This is a genomic window from Pseudomonas sp. M2(2023) (genome assembly GCF_030263955.1).
GTDB classification, from domain to species: Bacteria; Pseudomonadota; Gammaproteobacteria; order Pseudomonadales; family Pseudomonadaceae; genus Aquipseudomonas; species Aquipseudomonas asiatica.
In genome coordinates this window covers 5224875-5240912 of the sequence record NZ_CP127114.1, presented here as the reverse complement: position 1 = coordinate 5240912, position 16038 = coordinate 5224875, and the positions used below count along the sequence as shown (strand labels likewise).

Annotated in this window: 13 protein-coding genes; 5 read left to right on the top strand and 8 right to left on the bottom strand. The window is 62.0% G+C overall.

Annotation, left to right across the window (positions count from 1 at the left end; all coding sequences use genetic code 11):
* Positions 1-107: 107 nt before the first annotated feature.
* Positions 108-4724, top strand: a complete 4617-nt coding sequence (locus QN085_RS24020) for a dermonecrotic toxin domain-containing protein (protein WP_285688731.1) — start codon at positions 108-110, stop codon at positions 4722-4724.
* A gap of 42 nt (positions 4725-4766) precedes the next feature.
* Here QN085_RS24020 and QN085_RS24015 read toward each other — a convergent pair whose 3' ends face one another.
* From QN085_RS24015 to gpmI, 4 genes are all read right to left on the bottom strand, one after another.
* Positions 4767-5534 (bottom strand): divergent polysaccharide deacetylase family protein, encoded by a 768-nt coding sequence (locus QN085_RS24015; RefSeq protein ID WP_023660969.1) that lies wholly within the window; start codon positions 5532-5534, stop codon positions 4767-4769.
* An 8-nt stretch (positions 5535-5542) separates the two neighbouring features.
* Positions 5543-6859 (bottom strand): S41 family peptidase, encoded by a 1317-nt coding sequence (locus tag QN085_RS24010; RefSeq protein WP_023660970.1) that lies wholly within the window; start codon positions 6857-6859, stop codon positions 5543-5545.
* Between the two features lie 79 nt (positions 6860-6938).
* Positions 6939-8243, bottom strand: coding sequence for a murein hydrolase activator EnvC family protein (locus QN085_RS24005; protein ID WP_041506356.1), 1305 nt, complete (start codon positions 8241-8243; stop codon positions 6939-6941).
* A 142-nt stretch (positions 8244-8385) separates the two neighbouring features.
* Complete coding sequence (gene gpmI / locus QN085_RS24000; RefSeq protein ID WP_013974582.1) at positions 8386-9921, bottom strand: 2,3-bisphosphoglycerate-independent phosphoglycerate mutase; 1536 nt, start codon at positions 9919-9921, stop codon at positions 8386-8388.
* Between the two features lie 206 nt (positions 9922-10127).
* Between gpmI and QN085_RS23995 the strand changes: the two genes are divergently transcribed.
* From QN085_RS23995 to secB, 3 genes are read left to right on the top strand one after another with little or no spacing between them, the layout of a single operon-like run.
* A complete protein-coding gene (locus QN085_RS23995; RefSeq protein ID WP_003259887.1) occupies positions 10128-10541 on the top strand; it encodes a rhodanese-like domain-containing protein in 414 nt (137 codons plus the stop codon).
* Position 10542: 1 nt separating this feature from the next.
* Positions 10543-10797, top strand: a complete 255-nt coding sequence (gene grxC, locus QN085_RS23990; protein ID WP_003249204.1) for a glutaredoxin 3 — start codon at positions 10543-10545, stop codon at positions 10795-10797.
* Positions 10798-10836: 39 nt separating this feature from the next.
* Positions 10837-11322: a protein-export chaperone SecB gene (secB, locus tag QN085_RS23985; protein ID WP_013974581.1), complete on the top strand. Its 486-nt coding sequence runs from the start codon at positions 10837-10839 to the stop codon at positions 11320-11322.
* 74 nt (positions 11323-11396) lie between these two features.
* Here secB and trmL read toward each other — a convergent pair whose 3' ends face one another.
* Complete coding sequence (trmL, locus tag QN085_RS23980) at positions 11397-11858, bottom strand: tRNA (uridine(34)/cytosine(34)/5-carboxymethylaminomethyluridine(34)-2'-O)-methyltransferase TrmL (protein WP_013974580.1); 462 nt, start codon at positions 11856-11858, stop codon at positions 11397-11399.
* Here trmL and QN085_RS23975 point away from each other — a divergent pair.
* Positions 11857-12294 (top strand): hypothetical protein, encoded by a 438-nt coding sequence (locus QN085_RS23975; RefSeq protein WP_023660971.1) that lies wholly within the window; start codon positions 11857-11859, stop codon positions 12292-12294. The two genes, trmL and QN085_RS23975, sit on opposite strands and share 2 nt — an antisense overlap.
* A 357-nt stretch (positions 12295-12651) precedes the next feature.
* Here the strand turns inward: QN085_RS23975 and ntrC are convergent, their stop codons facing one another.
* The 3 genes from ntrC to QN085_RS23960 all read right to left on the bottom strand — a co-directional run bounded on the left by ntrC (position 12652) and on the right by QN085_RS23960 (position 15886).
* On the bottom strand, positions 12652-14088 hold the full coding sequence (gene ntrC, locus QN085_RS23970; RefSeq protein ID WP_013974578.1) for a nitrogen regulation protein NR(I): 1437 nt from the start codon (positions 14086-14088) through the stop codon (positions 12652-12654).
* A complete protein-coding gene (glnL, locus tag QN085_RS23965) occupies positions 14085-15170 on the bottom strand; it encodes a nitrogen regulation protein NR(II) (RefSeq protein WP_013974577.1) in 1086 nt (361 codons plus the stop codon). Before glnL ends, ntrC begins: the two co-directional genes overlap by 4 nt.
* Before the next feature lie 272 nt (positions 15171-15442).
* Positions 15443-15886: a cupin domain-containing protein gene (locus QN085_RS23960; protein ID WP_031324390.1), complete on the bottom strand. Its 444-nt coding sequence runs from the start codon at positions 15884-15886 to the stop codon at positions 15443-15445.
* Positions 15887-16038 lie beyond the last annotated feature (152 nt).

Sequence of the window (16038 nt, the reverse complement as noted above, 5' to 3'; positions counted from 1 at the left end):
TGTTCCCAAGAACAGGGCCTTTTTTGTTGGGCGGGTGCTATTTATCCAGCACCATGGATAAGAGCGGTTTCTCTAGGTTGGCCACCCCACCAACAAGAGGACCTGTCATGCCAACCCCCCCTGATTCTGTATTCGATTTCAAGGCGGCGGTCGCTCGCCAGTTCGCAGGCCGACCTACCCTGCGAAAGGTGGTCGGCGACCAATTGCTGGCGCAGCTGAAAGTGCGGCACCCAGTGTTGACTGATGTCGAACCGGTACTTACCGCTGAAGCGCTGGAGCTGCTGATACCTCATCCAAGCCAGCCGCACTGGGATCGAAAGCCCCTGATTGATGCAGTGCTGCAGGCTTGGCTGGATGGCAAGTCGCTAGATCTGGAGCCGATAAACGGGCGAGCTTTTGCGCTGACTCTGGCTTCCCCTTTCCTGTTCCCAGGGGCCGATGACGCATTCGGTGTGATACAACTGGTTGCCGGGACGGATGGTTTCGACGCATTGATCGCGCAGTTGGACGAAGACTGGTGCCAGGCGCAGATCGACTACTGGCAAGCCATTGGCTCAGCAGGTGTGTCACGCGACCGCTGGTTGCAGTTGCTGCTGAAGACAGCATTGCTGAGTAATTTGCCTCTGCAGGGCCTGGATGCCCAGCAGCAGGCCTGTGTGCACGGGCTGCTGGGTGGTGGTACGGCATCGCCTTCGGTGTTCGTCGTGGAAGTGCAACTGGATTTGCGCGGGCAGCAAACCCGCGAGATGCAGACCATGCTGCTGGTTACCGGAGAATGGGATGAAAGGCAGGTCGTGCTGTGGTGTTCTCCCTCAAGCGTTGTTCGTGCGTTCGATTCGCTTGATGAGTTTGCCGAAGCCCTGCGGGACACATTGGCTGAACGGTTCCAATACGATGCATTCACCTGGCACCGTCAGGAGCTGGAAGGCGATATTTTCGCCCAGCAAACGGCACTTCTGCTGGACAATATGCTTACCCGTGCCAGCGGCGTCCGGCATTATCACCTGGGTAACGTGGCGGAACTGGAGCAGGTGTTCGACGCGCTGAGCGCCCCGGAGCAGTGGTTCATCGACGGCTACTTCGTCGGTCAGGATGAGCCGGCGAAGCCCCTGCCTGGCCTGCTCAAGGCCAAGGCGGCTGACAGTTTTGCCTATCAGGATGCGGTATTCGAACTGGCCCTGGAGCAGGCGATATGCGAAGGCTCCACGGCGCCGGATGAGATTCTGGATCTGCATTCCTATACCCGCCAGAAACTTCGCGAAGCGCTACTGGCGGACTATCCGCTCGAGGCCAATTACCAGCCTGATGATCTGATACTGGAGCTCAAGTTGTCCCAAGGCGTGCCGGGTGGTGCTGCTACTGGGGCGGGCGGTGGGGAGCCGTGGGTACGGCTTGCCGACAAGACGTTGACCGAATTCGCCATCGGTCACCTCAGCTCGCTGGGTGATGCCGTCATCACCGGTATCCGGCATAAGAATGACCAGTTGATCATGCCTTGGCTGACAGGCGCCTACCTGCGTGAACTGGTCCAGCGCGTTGATATAGGCGGCAAATATCCCGCGTATGTGGCGCAGGCCATGAACGAGCCCGTGAAGCGCCCGCAACGGGTCGAGCGTTTTGCCCGCGAATGGCGGCAGACGATGATATTCAGTGCGCTCGACGCGAGGCTGGAGCGCAGGCTCAGTGATGCCGGTCTGCAGGTTGTTACCGACTACTGCCGAGGCTTTTACAGCGCGGGGCCGGCGGCGTCGTTGATCCCGCTGGCATTCACCACGGCTACCCAGTCCGAACGCTACGACCTGGTCTCGGGCATGTACCTGCTGTATTGCGCGGAGCCTTCCGTGGTTCTGCTCTATCGGCCATTGTACAAAAGCGAAGCGCTCCGGGAGTTTGCCAGCCTGGATAAACTCAAAGCCTACATTGCCCAGTCGGAGTCGCTGCAAGCGAGCATCTTGCAGTGGATGAGCGCTGAAGCGCGTGCGTTCTACCACAGCGATCTGAGCGCTGACACTCGCCTGGTGCACGTGGGAGGAGACCCTTTGCTGCTGCCTGAGTCGGCACAGCTTGCCCTGCGTCTGTGGAGCATCGATGTGGATACCAAGCTCTACAACGCCAATCGTGACCTGCTGGTGGCGATTGCAGAGCAAGATGTCACGTCCAATGCCGAAAGCCGCTGGGCGCTGCTCGAGCGCGGTGCCTGGTTGCTGTTCCAGACCGTTACGCCGCTGCTGCGAGGGCCTGTCGCCGTTGTGGCCTGGTTGGCGCAGGGTGTTGCGGCAGTCAGGGACGATGTGTCGGCTTTGAGTGAAGGCAGCGAGTTCGAGCGTTCGGCTGCGGTGGTCGACCTGATACTCAACGTCGGCATGACCCTGATGCACGCGCGGTTGCCCGGCCCACAACTGGCGTCGCCCCCTTCTGCCGTGGCGTTGGAGTGGGGCGCTCGGCCCTTGCCGTCAGGCAGCCAGCAGCAGGTGGTGCCTGCTCAAGGCAAGGTGGGGCTGCCAGGGTCTCTGACTGGCATTCAACTGGACTTCTCCTGGCGAGGAAACCAGGGTTTCAACTGGATAACACCGTCCCAGCGTGAATCGCTCAAGGCGCTACGCTCGGGCCAGGACTTGAGCGCTCGAACGCCGGTGGTTTCAGGCTCTACCAAAGGGCTGTACCAGATCGAAGATCGGCTATATGCGCAGATGGGTGCAGAGGTCTACAGGGTCGAGCTGATCACTGATCAGGTCCGCATCGTCGGTCCGCAGGGCAGCATCGGGCCTTGGCTAAGTTTGGAAAACGGCGCATGGCGCATCGACCGGTCATTGCGACTGTTGGGTGGAGGGCCGAAAACCCGCCGGGAAATTCTGCAGCGGCAGAACAGGCAGAAGCTTGAAGAATTGATGGACCTTGAAAAAAACTTGACCCTGAAAAATAACGCACTTAGCGAGGAATTCCGCAAACATCGTGAGTTTCTGCTGGACAGTACCAAGAAGCTCGAGGCGGCCAGAAGCAGCGGCAGTGAACAGGTCAAACTCCTGGAGTCACTCAATCACCAAGCCAAGTTGCGGGTTCTGGCTGATTTGAAAAGTGTGATACGCAACGCGCTCGAGCACGATGAGGTACTCACCAAGATCATTCCGCTGAGCTCTTATGGGCTCAGCCTGGAAGACGCCTTGAAGCAGCAACGCAGTTCAAGCCGGCAAGAGCTGATCTCGAACTGCGAAAGTTACTACAACGAATTGGCGAGCCTGATTAACGCTGCTGATATAAACACGCTTGCCGAATCCCTGGTCGTCCTGCCTGAACTGGAAGGTGAGAAGCAGCACTATCGGGACTTCTACACAAAGCTTCAGCAAGTGGTGGAGTGGGAGCGCGACCTTGAAAAAATATTGGTCGACTTCGACCGGCTACTGGAGTGCACGCTCAAGGACGACGAGATTGTCTTTACCGATGCCGTCACTGGCAAGAGTATGAGTAAAACGAAGGAACTCAACGGTCTCATCGAGCGGCGTCGGCTGTCGGCAACAGACCTGGCGTTTCGTCAGTTGACGGACTTGGCGGAAGCTAGCCTGGACCGCCTGGCGGAGGTCGACGAGCGCGTACTCGTGGAATACGAGGCCTATCTGAATGGGCCTGAATTGCAGAGCGCCGGGGCCGCTCATGCAGATCTTGCGGGAGGCGTGTTCTCTACCGTGGAACGCATTGAAATTCTGAAAGGTGTGGTGGACGCCTACGAGCAGGCGCTGGCCATGAGTGAGTACCTGCGCAGTTTTGGCGGCAAGGCGATCAGAGCGGCGTCGCTGCAAGACTACCGAAGGGTTCTGAAGGGATTGAAGGCAAGGGCCGAGGCTGCGTTTGAGGAGCTCGTGCGCGAGCAGGAGCTGGCCGAGCAGCCAAGGCCGCGGGTATCACTTTACCCCGCCCGCGGCGGTAAGCGCCGAGTCGTGCGGACCCAGCGGGGCAGGAGCGTTGTCGGCCTACAGCGGGAGGTCGATGGGCGGTCGGTCATAGAGCAACTCGACTATCGCAAGGCCGTGCTGAAAACGTTCCGTGAAAAGGATGGGAAGTGGGTCGAGGATGTCACGGTTACTCCAGAGGATTTAGTAACGCCCGTGGCTTCGGGTGCGCTCACCAAGCAGGCGCAAGCGCTGATAGGTGACATCGAGTCGGTCATCAAGCTTGCCAGGCAATATATCAAGTCTGATCAGCCCATTAGTCTTTCAACCATCATTGACGGGCATAAGGAAAAACTTGAAGAAGTGCTTGGGCGGTTGCCGCGTCTCGACTCGACGAAACAGGTGATCGAGGCGCTGAGCGATGGCATCACCCGGCTGGAAACTTCGCATGATGAATGTTTGACGGAACTATACCTTTCTAGCCACCGTCCCACGGCTGAAAGTTTGCGGTTTCTGTGGAAGCGGCGCCTAGTGACCATCTCTCGCGTCCCTGAGCGGAAGCGGATCAGTGTCGAGGACTACCTCGACATCTACGAGATCCGTCGGCCGCCGGCGACTGGGCGAACACAGGGCATTTGTGTGTGGGAGGCGCACTTCCACTATACGAGTGAAAGTGCAGCGGCACGCGAGTTCGTCAAAGGCCACCTCAAGCTCTGGAGGGAGCGCAAGCTAGGGCGCAAGGCCCAGTTGCGTGCAGCGACCCAGCGTAAAGAGCTGCTATCGATCTACCGCGGTGACCTGCGCCTGGAGCAGGTAGACGGGATCATTCCGTTCGACTGAAGGCTTCCACCCGAATAGTGCAGCGGCCAAGTGGTGGATGTTTCAGCGGTTGCTGTAGCGGCCATGCTTGCCATGTGCGGGCATGGCCTGATTACTCCGCTCGGCGATCATCTGCTGCAGGTTTATCAGCCTGACGCCCTGGCTGCGCAGGTGTGGTAGCTCGTGCGCCAATACTTCAAGTGTCTGCGGGTAGGGGTGGCCGATCAGCACGGCAGAACCCTGCTTGCGCGCCAGTGCGATGCCTTGCTGAAGCTGTAGGGTAATCGCCTCGGGGGTGCGCACGTCATCCAGGAACACATCCCGCGAAACATGTGCCAGCCCCAGCGCCTGGGCCTCGGCCGCCGCTACGGTGGCGGCGCTGGTGCGGCTGTCGACGAAGAACAGGTGTCGGCGCTGCAGTTCTCCCATCAGCCAGGCCATCGGCTCACGCTGGGCGGTCATGAGGCTGCCCATGTGGTTGTTGATGCCGGCGGCATACGGAACCTTGGCCAGGGCTGCGTCCAGGCGTTTGGCCAGTTCATCGATCGGCGTGCCGGGGTGCCACGCGTAAGGGCCGGTGGCCGGGTCCATGGGCATGTGCAGGATCACCGTCTTGCCGGCCTTGTGCGCCTGACGGGCGAACGTTGTGGCATGCGGGGTGTCGGGCATGATCGCCATGGTCACCGGGCCGGGCAGGGCCAAGGTACGGCTGTCGCGCTCGCTGCTCTGGCCCAGGTCGTCGATGATGATGCTCATGTAGGCCTTGCTGGCCGGTGCCGCTTGCGCGACCCCGGCCATCAGGCAGAACAGCAGACACAGCAGATAACGCATGGGGTGGATCAGTCGCCCTTGGTGATGTTCAGGCCTTTGAGCAGGCTCAGGGCCTGGCTCAGCTGGAAGTCGTCATCCTGCGGGCGCTCCTTGCGCTTGCCGCTGCCGGTCGGTCGGTCGGCGCCGCCGTTGCCGTTGCCCAGGTGGCCCTGCAGGTCGGCTTCCTTGAAGTTGTCGGTGTCGGCTTCGGCGGTGAGCTTGGCCGGGCGCACTTCGATGTCGGGGACGATGCCCTGGGCCTGGATCGAGCGGCCGTTGGGGGTGAAGTACAGCGCGGTGGTGAGCTTCAGCGCACGATCGTTGGCCAGTGGCAGCACGGTCTGCACCGAGCCTTTGCCGAAGCTGTCGGTGCCCATCAGCACGGCGCGTTTCTGGTCTTGCAGGGCGCCGGCGACAATTTCCGAGGCCGAGGCACTGCCGCCGTTGATCAGCACAACCAGTGGCACGCCGTCGCTGGCGTCTGCCGGGTCGGCCGAGAAGCGCAGCTCGGAGTTGGCGATGCGGCCCTTGGTGTAGACGATCAGGCCCTTGGTCAGGAAGTGGTCGGCCACTTCCACCGCCGACTGCAGCACGCCGCCCGGGTTGTTGCGCAGGTCCAGCACCACGCCGCGCAGCTTCTTGCCGTTGTCCTTGCGCAGTTTGGCCAGGGCCTTGCCTACTTCGTCGCCGGTCTTGACCTGGAACTGGGTGATACGGATGTAGCCGTAGTCGTTCTCCAGCAGCTGGCTCTTCACGCTCTTGACCTGGATGACCGCGCGGGCCAGGGTCACGTCGAAGGGGTTGCCGCCGTCGCGCACCAGGGTCAGGGTGATTTTTTCGCCGACCTTGCCGCGCATCTTGTCGACCGCTTCGGTCATGGTCTGGCCACGGGTCGGGGCGCCGTTGATCTTGACGATCAGGTCGCCGGCCTGCACGCCGGCACGCGAGGCCGGGGTGTCATCGATCGGCGAGACCACCTTGATGAAGCCGTCTTCCTGGCCTACTTCGATGCCCAGCCCGCCGAACTCGCCGCTGGTGCTTTCCTGCAGCTCCTGGAAGTCCTCTGGGCCGAGGTAGGCCGAGTGCGGGTCGAGGTTGCTGAGCATGCCCTTGATGGCATTTTCCAGCAGGGTCTTGTCATCCACCGGCTCCACATAGGCCGCCTTGATACGGTCCATGACCTCGGCGAAGGTGCGCAGCTCTTCAAGCGGCAGTGGCGCCTTGGCGGTCACCTCGGTGGCCGGTACTGCGGCCGGCTTGGCCGGCTCCGCGGCAGTGGCCAGGGGCGCGCCGACCGCCAGGGCGATGGACAGGGCCAGCTGGGTGAGACGAGGCGAGTGCAGCATGTCGAACGAACTCCTGATCCTGTAAGCGCTCCCTTGGGAGCATCGGCGCAGCCCGTGGGCTACCCCGTAGAAATTTGACTTAGCCCCGGCACCACTGCGAAGGGTCGGTAGGCCGGCCCTGCTGGCGGATGGCGAAGTACAAGCCGGAAGCGTCCTGGCCGCCGCTGTCGCCAACGGTGGAAATGGCCTCGCCAGCCTTGACGATATCACCGGCGCTCTTGAGCAGGCTCTGGTTATGGCCGTACAGGCTCAGGTAACCGTTGCCATGGTCGAGAATGACCAGAAGCCCGGCACCGCGCAACCAGTCGGCGAACACCACGCGCCCGCCGTGCACGGCACGGACCTGGGTGCCCGGGTTGGCGCTGATCATCACCCCGTCCCACTTGGCACGGGCATCGCTGCCGCGGGCATCACCGAAACGTGCCAGCAATCGACCATTGACTGGCCAGGGAAGTTTTCCCCGTGCGGCAGAAAATGCGCCGCCGTAGTTCGCGCCGTCGCTGGAAACCAGCGGGCCCAGGGTGGTGCGGGCCTTTTTCGGTGGCTCCACCGGTTCGCGGGCCTGCTCGCGGGCGGCAGCGGCGGCCAGGGCTTCCTGCTGGCGGCGTTTTTCCGCTTCCTGCTGGGCCAGCAGGGCCTTCTTGCGCGCTTCTTCGGCTTCGCGGGCCTGGCGGGCGAGGGTTTCCTCGATGGTCTTGAGTACCTTGGACAGATCGGCCTGATCCTGCTCGCGCGATTGCAGCTTCTGGTCGCGGTCCTTCATGTCGCTGTTGAGCTTGGCCAGCACCTGCTGGCGCTTGCCACGCTCGGTTTCCAGGGCCTGGCGGCGGCTGTCGAGGTCGGCGCGCTGGGCCAGCAACTGTTGCTGCTGGGTAGCGATTTCCTGTTCGACGTTGGCCAGCTGGCGCAGGGTTTCGTTGAAGGTGCGCAGTTGCTCCAGGCGCGCGTTGCTCAGGTAGTCGTAGTAGGTGAGGGTGCGGGCAAACTTCTCGGGGTTCTGCTGGTTGAGCAGCAGCTTGAGGTATTCCTCGCGGCCGTTCTGGTAGGCCGAACGGGCCTGGATGGCGATCAGTCGCTGTTGTTCAACGCGGGCGCTCTGGAGTTTTTTTTTCTCGGTATCAAGGCGCTCCAGCTCGCCCTCGGTCTTTTTTAGTTCTTGCTGCAGGGCCTCCACCTGCTTTTCGAGGTTGCCGATATCGGTCTCGGTGGCTTTGAGGTCCTTTTGCACACCGGCCTTTTCTTCCTGGAGCTTGCCCAGCGTCTTCTTGAGCTCGGCAATGTCCTGGCGGGTGGCGTCCAGTTGCTGCTGGGTCTGCGCACGCTCATCGGCAAAGGCCGGGCTGAGCAGGCAAGACAGGGCTAGGAGGATCAGGGCGCGAAGCATGGGGTTTGGCGTACCAAGGATGGAGACTGGCCTAGTATGCCCGCGCGGGCGGGCAAAAAAAACGCCTCGCTGCGGGTGCAGAGGGGCGTTTGTCTGGAATTCATGTGTTATTGGGGCCGCAGAGCGGCCCCAATAAACAGAATCAGGCGTCGACCAGGATCGAGGTACCAGTCATTTCCACCGGCTTTTCCAGCCCCAGCAGCTTCAGCATGGTCGGCGCCACATCGGCCAGCACGCCGCCGTCACGCACCTTGACGTTGCGCTTGCCGACATAGATGAACGGCACCGGCTCGGTGGTGTGCGCGGTGTGCGCCTGGCCGGTGCATTCGTCTTCCATCTGTTCGACGTTGCCGTGGTCGGCGGTGATCAGCGCTTCGCCGCCGACCTTGTCCAGAGCTTCGACGATGCGCCCGACGCAGCCATCCAAGGCCTCGACGGCTTTCACCGCAGCCTCGAACACGCCGGTATGGCCGACCATGTCGCCGTTGGCGTAGTTGACCACGATCACGTCATAACGCTGTTGCTCGATAGCCTCGACGATGCGGTCGGTAACTTCCGGTGCGCTCATTTCCGGCTGCAGGTCGTAGGTGGCGACCTTCGGCGATGGGATCAGAATGCGCTCTTCGCCTTCGAAAGGCTCTTCACGGCCGCCGGAGAAGAAGAAGGTGACATGGGCATACTTCTCGGTCTCGGCGATGCGCAGCTGGGTCTTGCCGTTCTTCGCCAGGTACTCGCCCAGCACGTTGTTCAGGCTGGCCGGGGCGAAGGCGGCGGGGGCCGGGATTTTCGCCGAGTACTGAGTCAGGCCGATGTAGGCGGCCAGTTTTGGCAGGCGGGCACGCGGGAATTCGTTGAAGTCGGCTTCGACGAACACGCGCGACAGTTCGCGAGCGCGGTCGGCGCGGAAGTTCATGAAGATCACCGCATCGCCGTCTTCGACCTTGACGGCTTCACCAATGCGCGTGGCCTTGACGAACTCGTCGCTCTCGTCGCGGGCGTAGGCCGCTTCCAGGCCGGCCAAGGCGGTGTCGGCGGTGTATTCGGCAGCGCTGTCGACGATCAGGTTGTAGGCGGCGCTGACGCGGTCCCAGCGGTTGTCGCGGTCCATGGCGTAGTAGCGGCCGATCAGGCTGGCGATGCGGCCCTTGCCCAGCTTGGCGAAGGTGGCGTCGAGCAGTTCGATGGACGACTGCGCGCTGCGTGGTGGCGTGTCGCGACCATCGAGGAAGGCGTGCAGGTAGATCTTTTCCGCACCGCGCTGCGCGGCCAGTTCGGCCATGGCTACCAGGTGGTCCTGGTGGCTGTGTACGCCGCCGTCCGACAGCAGGCCGAGGATGTGCACGGCCTTGCCGGCACTGGCTGCCTTGTCCACGGCGCCGGTCAGAACCGGGTTCTCGAAGAACTCGCCGTCGCGGATGGCCTTGGTCACTCGGGTGAAGTCCTGGTACACCACGCGGCCGGCGCCGAGGTTCATGTGACCGACTTCGGAGTTGCCCATCTGCCCGTCCGGCAGGCCGACATCCATGCCCGAGCCGGAAATGAGGCCATGCGGCTGGCTGGCGCGCAGGCGGTCATAGACCGGTGTGTTGGCGGCATAGATGGCGTTGTATTCGGGGCTTTCGCTGTGGCCGAAGCCATCCAGGATGATCAGGACCAGGGGTTTGGGCGTACTCGTCATCAATCAAACTCACGGTTGTTCAAAGATGATAAAGACACGCATTTTAGGGCAAATGCGCCACCGGCGGCGAATATTCGTCCTGTTCCCTGACCAGCGTGGCCAATGTGGCAACATGAAGGTACCTTTCCGGCCGGCCCGTCGGGCTTTGGTGGCAATAAGGGCCTGTGTATACTGGCCGGCATTTTCAATCGCGTGGAACACCCCAGATGGTTGCTAACCTGATTCAATTTGCGACAAACCACTACATCCTGGTGGCGATCTTCGTTGTTTTGCTGGTCGCGCTGCTGGTCAACGAAATCCGTCGCGGCGGCCAGAGCCTGAGCAACGGCCAGCTGACTGCCCTGGTCAATGCCGAGAAAGCCCTGGTCATCGACATCCGCCCGACCAAGGAATACTCCGCCGGTCACATCGTCGGTGCGGTGAACATCCCGCAGGACAAGCTGGTCAACCGCATGAGCGAGCTGGACAAGCACAAAGAGAAGACCCTGATCGTCGTCGACTCGATGGGCCAGCAGTCCGGCACCATCTGCCGCGAGCTGCTCAAGGCTGGTTACAACGCCGCCAAACTGAGCGGTGGCGTTTCCAGCTGGAAAGCCGATAACCTGCCCCTGGTGAAGTGATATGAAGCCCGTCATCGTCTATTCCAGCGACTACTGCCCCTACTGCATGCGCGCCAAGTACCTGCTCGAGAGCAAGGGCGTGGCCTTCGAGGAAATCAAGGTCGACGGCAAGCCACAGGTTCGTGCCGAGATGAGCCAGAAGGCCGGCCGTACATCTGTGCCGCAGATCTGGATCGGCAGCACCCACGTCGGTGGATGCGATGACCTTTATGCCCTGGAGCGCGCCGGCAAGCTCGACGCGCTGCTGGCGGCCTGATTTGCACTGCATTCAAAAACATTAGGATAAGGATCTGCCATGACTGACCAACAGACCAACGGCGCTGCTGCAGAAGACAACAGCCCTCAGTTCTCCATGCAGCGCATCTATGTGCGCGACCTGTCGTTCGAAGCCCCGAAAAGCCCGCAGATCTTCCGCCAGACCTGGGAGCCGAGCGTTGCCCTGGACCTTAACACCAAGCAGAAAGCCCTGGAAGGCGACTTCCACGAGGTGGTACTGACCCTGTCGGTTACCGTCAAGAACGGTGACGAAGTGGCCTTCATCGCTGAAGTGCAGCAGGCCGGTATCTTCCTGATCAAGAACCTGGACGCGGCTTCGATGAGCCACACCCTGGGTGCGTTCTGCCCGAACATCCTGTTCCCGTACGCCCGCGAGACCCTCGACAGCCTGGTGACCCGCGGTTCGTTCCCGGCCCTGATGCTGTCGCCGGTCAACTTCGACGCCCTGTACGCGCAAGAAATGCAGCGCATGCAGGAAGCCGGCGAAGCGCCGACTGTGCAGTAATAGCTGCGTTTGAAAAAAGGCGACTTCGGTCGCCTTTTTTGTTGGCCTGTTCCGGCCCTATCGCCGGCAGCGCATCAACTGCCGGCAAACCCATTTTGCCGCCACGCCTCATACACCGTCACAGCCACGGTATTGGACAGATTCAGGCTGCGGCACCCCGGCCGCATCGGCAGGCGCAGGCGTTGTTCGGCCGGCAGGCTGTCCAGTACTTCGGCCGGCAGGCCGCGGCTTTCTGGCCCGAACAGGAAGGCATCACCCGGCTGGTAAGCCACTTCGTGGAACGGGTGCGAGCCCTTGGTGGTGAAGGCGAACAGCCGTGGGTTGCCCAGGCTTTCCAGGCATCCGGCCAGGCTCTCGTGGCGCTTGAGCGTGGCATACTCGTGGTAATCCAGCCCCGCGCGCCGCAGGCGCTTGTCGTCCAGTTCGAAGCTGATGGGCTCGATCAGGTGCAGGTCGCAGCCGCTGTTGGCGCAGAGGCGAATGATGTTGCCGGTATTCGGCGGAATTTCTGGTTGAAAAAGGATGACGTGAAACATGCACGGCTCCAAGCGTGAAGATGACGGGCATTCTACCCCCGAACCGGACGTGCGTTCGAAGGCGTTCCCGCGGGTGATGCTGTCGCTGGCGATCGTCGGCTTGATGGTAGGGCTGATGATCGGCCGCCTGACTACACCCGACGAGCGCGAGTTGCAGCAGGTGGAGGTGGTGCAGGATGGCCTGGAGCTGTGGTTCAACGAAGAGCCTCAGCTGCATGGCGAGAATGTGGACGGTACCGTAGCACTGTTGTTCCAGGCCCAAGGCAAGGCCCGGCAAGGGCAACTGAGCCTGCAGGGCAAGCCTGTGAGTTGGCGGGTGCAGAGTAGCAAGGAAGGGCTGTTGCTGACGGTGGTGGCCGCGCGCCCCCTGCACGGCGAGTGGGCCGGTGCAGAGGACGCTGGGCGCTGGCGGTTGCAGGTGAAACTGCACGAATAAAAGAGGGGATATCCCGGCCTGCCTGTACCAGGGTCCCCGAAAGGGGTACTGCGTATAAAGGGGGGATGGCCCGGCCTGCCTGTACCGAGGTCCCCAAAACTGGCGATGTTGCGAATAAAAGAGGGGTTCACCCGGCCTGCCTGTACCAGGGCCCCCGAAACTGGATATGTATTGGTTATTGCAGGGGGCGTGCCAGTTTTGAAAAGCCCGTGAATCTGGGCTTTCAGGGTGAATTGGCCGTTTTTTGAGGGGATTTGTGCCTTAGTGAGGTGCATCGGGCACAGGATCGGTGCATCGAAGGGCTGAAATGTTAGGGGCCGCAAAGCGGCCCCTAACAACTATTGGTTTACCTGGAACTCAGTGCTCGTCACCTTCCTCATCATCGCCCCCCGCCACATTCATCCCCAGCTCCTTGATCTTGCGCGTCAGGGTGTTGCGTCCCCAACCCAGCAACAGTGCCGCATCGCGCCGACGGCCAGCAGTGTGCTTGAGGGCTGTCTCGATCATGATCCGCTCGAAGCTCGGCACTGCGCTGTCCAGCAGGCTGGTCTGCCCGCGCGCCAGCGCCTGGTCGGCCCACTGGCGCAGGGCCTGCTCCCAGTTGGTTACCGGTGCGGCGTCCTGTGGCAGGTTCAACAGCTCCGGCGGCAGGTCGCCGATCAGCACTTCGCGGCTGGAGGCCATCACGGTGATCCAGCGGCAGGTGTTCTCCATCTGCCGTACGTTGCCCGGCCACGGCAGATTGCGAATGAATTCCTCGGTTTCCGGCTTGAGGATCTTCGGCTCGACCGCCAGCTCCTGGGCGGCACGGGCGAGGAAGTGGCGGGCGAGGGCAGGGATATCTTCGCGGCGGTCGGCCAGCCGCGGAATGTGGATGCGGATCACGTTCAGGCGGTGGAACAAGTCCTCGCGGAACTTGCCGGCCTGCACCAGCGACTCCAGGTTCTGGTGAGTGGCGGCGATGATGCGCACATCGACCTTGACCGGTACGTGGCCGCCCACGCGATAGAACTCGCCATCGGCCAGCACTCGCAGCAGGCGGGTCTGTGTGTCGGCGGGCATGTCGCCGATCTCGTCGAGGAACAGGGTGCCGCCGTCGGCCTGCTCGAAGCGCCCTCGGCGCAGGTTGGCGGCGCCGGTGAAGGCGCCCTTTTCATGGCCGAACAGCTCGGACTCCATCAGGTCCTTGGGGATGGCTGCCATGTTCAGTGCGATGAACGGTGAGGCCGCACGCGGGCTGTGGCGGTGCAGGGCGTGGGCCACCAGCTCCTTGCCGGTACCGGACTCACCGTTGATCAGCACGGTGATGTTGGAGTGGCTGAGGCGGCCGATGGCGCGGAACACCTCCTGCATTGCCGGTGCTTCACCGATGATTTCCGGGGTGCGCGCCAGGCTCTGCGGCACATCCAGCCCTTGTTGCTCCTGGGCGTGCTGGTTAGCGCGCTTGACCAGCGAGACCGCCTCGTCCACATCGAATGGCTTGGGCAGGTACTCGAATGCACCGCCCTGGTACGACGCAACGGCGCTGTCCAGGTCGGAGTGGGCGGTCATGATGATGACCGGCAGGCGCGGGTGCTGCTCACGGATCTGTGCCAGCAGGTCGAGGCCGCTGGTGCCCGGCATGCGGATGTCGGAAATGATCACGTCCGGTTGCTGGCGTGCCAGGCGGCCCATGACGCCATCGGCGCTATCGAAGCTCTGGGTGGTCATGCCTTCCTGTTGCAGGGCTTTTTCCAGGACCCAGCGGATGGAGCGATCATCGTCGACGATCCATACGGTTTCACTTCGGCTCATGAGGCGGTGGCTCCTTGTTCCAGGGGCAGGTAGATCGAGAATGCGGTGTGGCCTGCATGGCTTTCACACTCGATCAGGCCCTGGTGCTGGCTGATGATGTTCTGGGTAATGGCCAGGCCCAGCCCGGTACCGTCCGGGCGACCGCTGACCATGGGATAGAAAAGGGTGTCCTGCAGTTCCGGCGGGATGCCCGGGCCGTTGTCGATGATCTCCACCCTCGCCACAAGGCGATGGCGCACATGGCCGATGGTGAACTGGCGCAGGGCACGGCTGCGCAGGGTGATGCGGCCCAGGCGCAGTTCGTTCTGCGAACTGATCGCCTGCATGGCATTGCGCACGATGTTGAGCACGGCCTGGATCATCTGCTCGCGGTCGACCAATACGTCAGGCAGGCTGGGGTCATAATCGCGCACCAAAGTGATGCAACCCTGGCTTTCGGCCTCGACCAGGCTGCAGACCCGCTCAAGCACTTCGTGGATGTTGGTCATGGCCAGCGACGGCAGCTTGTTCGAGCCGAGCATGCGGTCGACCAGGTTACGCAGGCGATCGGCTTCCTCGATGATCACGTTGGTGTAGTCGCGCAGGCCTTCTTCAGGCAGCTCGCGGGCCAGCAGCTGGGCTGCGCCGCGGATGCCGCCAAGGGGGTTCTTGATTTCGTGGGCCAGGCCGCGCACCAGCATCTTTGTGGTTTCCTGCTTGCTCAGCTGGGCCTCTTCCTTGGTAATGCGCAGCAGCCGGTCGCGTGGGTGCACCTCCAGCAGCAGCAGGGTCTGGCCCTGATGCAGGATCGGGGTTACCGCGTAGTCGACGGTGATGGTCTGCCCGGTCAGCGAGGTGAGCTGCGCTTCGCGCTTGGTGAACGGGTGCGCCTGCTCGACCGCCTGGCGCAGCGAGCTGAGCGCCTCGGTCGACTCGGTAAACAGTTCGCTGATGAACTGCCCATGGCTGCGCTGGCCACTGACCGCCAACAGCATTTCCGCGGCCGGGTTCATGTACTCCAGGCGCAGCTCGGCGTTGAGCAGCAGCGTGGCGGTGGTCAGGTTGTCCAGAAGCAGACGGTGCTGGGCATCGCTGATGGTCATAGGGCGTCGTCGACCTCTTTTGGCGCGTGTCGGGCATGGGCGCGGCCATGGTCGGGCGCGCGGTGGATCCGCTGATTCCAGTCTTTGGGCAAAAAATGCAAGAACCAAACCAAGGCTCCGAAAAGAAGCGGAATTTGCCGATAAAGCCCTGGAGACGGGACAATTCGCACCAGAATGAACTGATTAAACGGTTCACGTGATCGCTTTTGGGGTGCATTCGGGGGCGTTAGTCCACAGAATGCACCAATATGGAGCATAGGTGGTTTCAGGGTTTATCGCACAGCTGGCGGGCATTCGGCTTCTGGCGTTGAAAACGCCAGGTCTTCATTGCTTGCGTGGAACACCATGACAGTGGCGGGCTGCCCAGTGGTGTGCCCGCGGTGCACTTCCCCTTGAAGTTCTGCCAGCGTCTGGCCCGCAACCAGGCTTGTGCGCTTGCCGTCGCGGGTTTCCACCTCAAGTCTGCCCTCCGCCAGATAGCCTAGATTGAGCGCCTGATGGCAGTGCCAGCCGAGGGTTGTGTGGGCGGGGATGCTGACTTTCACCAGCGACAGCACTGGTCGTCCTTCGGGGTAATTGCGATAGGGGGTGCCGTCCCAACTGCCGGTGGCGCGGTGAAGCACCTGTGACGTTGCCTGGCCTGGCGCGGTGCCATTGCTGGCGCAGCCGGCGAGGAGGGCGGATACGGTAATCATTGCATGTAGAAGTTTGCGCATGGCGTGATGTCCGTTGACTGAAGGGACGCCTACCCTGCGTGCTGAAGGGGCGGCGAAATGTCAGCGGCATCTGCTGGTTCTGTATGAAATCGATGAGGCAACCACGGAAACGAAAACGGCCTCCCGAAGGAGGCCGTTCGTGATCATGTCAT

Bases quoted from the DNA above. Each gene is read 5' to 3' on its own strand.
- QN085_RS24020 (WP_285688731.1), top strand. From the start codon at position 108: ATGCCAACCCCCCCTGATTCTGTATTCGATTTCAAGGCGGCGGTCGCT.
- QN085_RS24015 (WP_023660969.1), bottom strand. From the start codon at position 5,534: ATGCGTTATCTGCTGTGTCTGCTGTTCTGCCTGATGGCCGGGGTCGCG.
- QN085_RS24010 (WP_023660970.1), bottom strand. From the start codon at position 6,859: ATGCTGCACTCGCCTCGTCTCACCCAGCTGGCCCTGTCCATCGCCCTG.
- QN085_RS24005 (WP_041506356.1), bottom strand. From the start codon at position 8,243: ATGCTTCGCGCCCTGATCCTCCTAGCCCTGTCTTGCCTGCTCAGCCCG.
- gpmI (WP_013974582.1), bottom strand. From the start codon at position 9,921: ATGACGAGTACGCCCAAACCCCTGGTCCTGATCATCCTGGATGGCTTC.
- QN085_RS23995 (WP_003259887.1), top strand. From the start codon at position 10,128: ATGGTTGCTAACCTGATTCAATTTGCGACAAACCACTACATCCTGGTG.
- grxC (WP_003249204.1), top strand. From the start codon at position 10,543: ATGAAGCCCGTCATCGTCTATTCCAGCGACTACTGCCCCTACTGCATG.
- secB (WP_013974581.1), top strand. From the start codon at position 10,837: ATGACTGACCAACAGACCAACGGCGCTGCTGCAGAAGACAACAGCCCT.
- QN085_RS23975 (WP_023660971.1), top strand. From the start codon at position 11,857: ATGCACGGCTCCAAGCGTGAAGATGACGGGCATTCTACCCCCGAACCG.
- trmL (WP_013974580.1), bottom strand. From the start codon at position 11,858: ATGTTTCACGTCATCCTTTTTCAACCAGAAATTCCGCCGAATACCGGC.
- ntrC (WP_013974578.1), bottom strand. From the start codon at position 14,088: ATGAGCCGAAGTGAAACCGTATGGATCGTCGACGATGATCGCTCCATC.
- glnL (WP_013974577.1), bottom strand. From the start codon at position 15,170: ATGACCATCAGCGATGCCCAGCACCGTCTGCTTCTGGACAACCTGACC.
- QN085_RS23960 (WP_031324390.1), bottom strand. From the start codon at position 15,886: ATGCGCAAACTTCTACATGCAATGATTACCGTATCCGCCCTCCTCGCC.